Here is a 2,578-nt window from a genome sequence, read left to right as displayed (position 1 = left end):
CACTGAGATCGGCGACATGCACGGGGAGCCGGTCGACGAAGGCACGGCCCGCGGTCCAGTTGCGATTGATCGGCCAATTCTCGAGGTTGATCGGAATCGGCCCATGGTGGGCGCTGAAGCGCAAGCTGTCGCCCTCCTTCAGCGCCACGGCGGCGTCATAGGCATCGCAGAGCTCGCAGGCACTCTCGACAATCGCCTTCAGCGCCGGTCCGACATCGGTCGGCGAGGACGCGATCACCTTCAGGATGTTGGCGCTGCCGGTCTGGTGTCTCAGCGCCTCGGTCAATTCCTCGGTGCTCTCGCGCAATTCGCGGAGCAGCCGCGCATTCTCGATGGCTATCACGGCCTGCGCGGCGAACTGCTGGAGCAGCCTGATCTGCTTGTCGGTGAATCGGCGCTGCTCCTGCCTGAAGATCATCACATTGCCGACGATGCGGTCGTCCTTGATCAGAGGCACGGTCAGCAGGCAGCGCGCGCCGCCGAGATCGACCAATGCCCGGCGATTGGCGTCGCCGCTTCGATAGGCCGCCGTATCGTCGAGATTGTCGATCTCGACATACGGCTCGCCCAGCAGCAGGCGAGCGGGCGCCGTGCCCGGGCCGTACTCGAGGTGCTGCATGCGCCGGTATTCGTTGTAGGCGGGCGGCAAGCCGTAGGTCGCAGCGCTGTGGAACGACTTGCCGTCAAAAGTGTTAAGCACGCCGAAATTGGCGCCGCAAAGCTGCATCGCCTTGGCGAGCATCGCATCGAAGACCGGAACGAGGTCACCGCCCGAGCTGGAGATGACGCTCAGGACTTCGGCCGTCGCTGTCTGTTGCTCGAGCGCTTCGGTGAGCTCATTCGTGCGCTGCTGCACCTCGTTGAACAGCCGCGTGTTCTCGATGGCGATCACGGCCTGATCGGCAAAGGTCTTGAGCAGGGTGATCGCCTTGTCCGGGAACGGACCGGCCTCCGGCCGCGTGACGCCGATGGTGCCGATCGCGACGCCGTCGCGCAGCATCGGGACCACCAGGATGCTGCGATAGCCCCTTGTCCGCGCCAGCTCCTTCATCGCCTCGGTGAGGTCGGGTTCGTTCTGCATGTCGCTGCGGAATGCGAACGCTCCGCTCATCGCGACCCGGCTGTGAATGCCGGACGCCGCAAGCGGCGCGGGGAATGAGCCGAGCAGATCCGCGTTGCCGGCCTCAACGTCGGTGGTGAAGGCGGCCAGATGCAGCATGCCGTCGATGACGCGGGTGACGGTGGAGGAATGTCCGCCAATGAGCGCCTTGGCGCTGTCGGAGATCGCCTGGAACACCGGCGTCACATCCGCCGGCGAGGCGGCAATCACCTTGAGGATGTCGGCGGTCGCGGTCTGCCGYTCCAGCGCCTCCCTGGTCGCGTTGAACAGGCTGACATTCTTGATCGCGATCACCGCCTGGTCGGCGAAGGTCTGGAGCAGCCTGACATGGTGCTCGCCGAACGCGCCGGTCTCCCGGCGCGTGGCGATGATGACGCCGATCGCCTCGCCCTCGCTCATCAGGGGGGCGAACAGCATGCTGCGGTAGCCGCGGGCGCGCGCGATGTCGCGTGCGGCCGGCTCGAGCTCGGTGTCGGGCAATTGCGCCGCCGCACCATTGGCCACAAGCTGGTAAGGCGGAAACCGTGCGAACGGCACCGGGAACGAGGATTGGAGCACGCGATCGCCGGCCGGATCGGTCGGCGTGAATGCCGCCAGATGCGCGGCGCCGCCGACATAGCGCAGCACCGCCGTGGAGAAGCCGCCGATCAGCCGGTTGGCGTTGGCCGCGATGGCGTCGAACACCGGCTGCACGTCGGACGGCGAGGCGGCCATCACCTTCAAGATGTCGGCGGTGGCGGTCTGCCGCTCCAGCGCCTCTCCGGTCTCGTTGAACAGCCGTGCATTCTCGATCGCGATCACGGCCTGGTCGGCAAACGTCTGGAGCAGTTGCACGTGGTCCGGCGCAAACGCGCCGGGCTCGGCGCGTGTGACGCTGATCATGCCGACCGCCGTGCCCCGGTTCATCAGCGGCATGAACAGCACGCTGCGGAAGCCGCGCAGTCGCGCCAGATTGCGGTTCAGCTCCGGGACGTGCTCGGCCTCGCTGTCGGGAAACTGGATCGTCTCGCCGCCGCGAACCAGGGCAAAGGTCGGAAAGTCCTCGATCCGGCGCGGGAACGATGCCTTCAGCCCTTCGTCCGCGTCCGGGCTGGTCGGCGTGAACGCCACGAGGTGCAGCTCGTCGCCGATGAACTGAAGCACGGTGGCGGAGAAGCCGCCCAGCAGGCGCTTCGAGCTGGACGCGATCGCAGCGAACACCGGCCGGGCATCCGAGGGAGATGCCGCGATGGTGCGCAAGATCTCGGCGCTGGCGTTTTGCCGATCGCGCAGCCGCGCATTCTCGGCTGCGGCCGACTGCAATTGCCGTTTGAGCTCGTCGATCCCGGCGACATCGTTGGAAGGGGCGGTCATTCGCAATCCGGCTTGGTGCCGCGACGGGCGCCGCACCGGGCCGGATTATCACATCTCCTGCGGCCGGAGCCAGCGCCTGCCGCCCTGCCGCCGAGACCCGGCTGC

At 67.0% G+C, this 2,578-nt stretch carries 1 protein-coding gene; it reads right to left on the bottom strand.

Annotation, left to right across the window (positions count from 1 at the left end; all coding sequences use genetic code 11):
• On the bottom strand, positions 1–2,473 hold a 2,473-nt coding region (locus ACXJL8_RS38725; protein WP_456686785.1), incomplete at its 3' end, for a GAF domain-containing protein.
• Positions 2,474–2,578 lie beyond the last annotated feature (105 nt).

The sequence above is a fragment of the Bradyrhizobium sp. P5_C11_2 genome (genome assembly GCF_054049755.1).
Note: the sequence above shows the minus strand (reverse complement) of the source record. Positions and strands in the feature narration are given on the sequence as shown.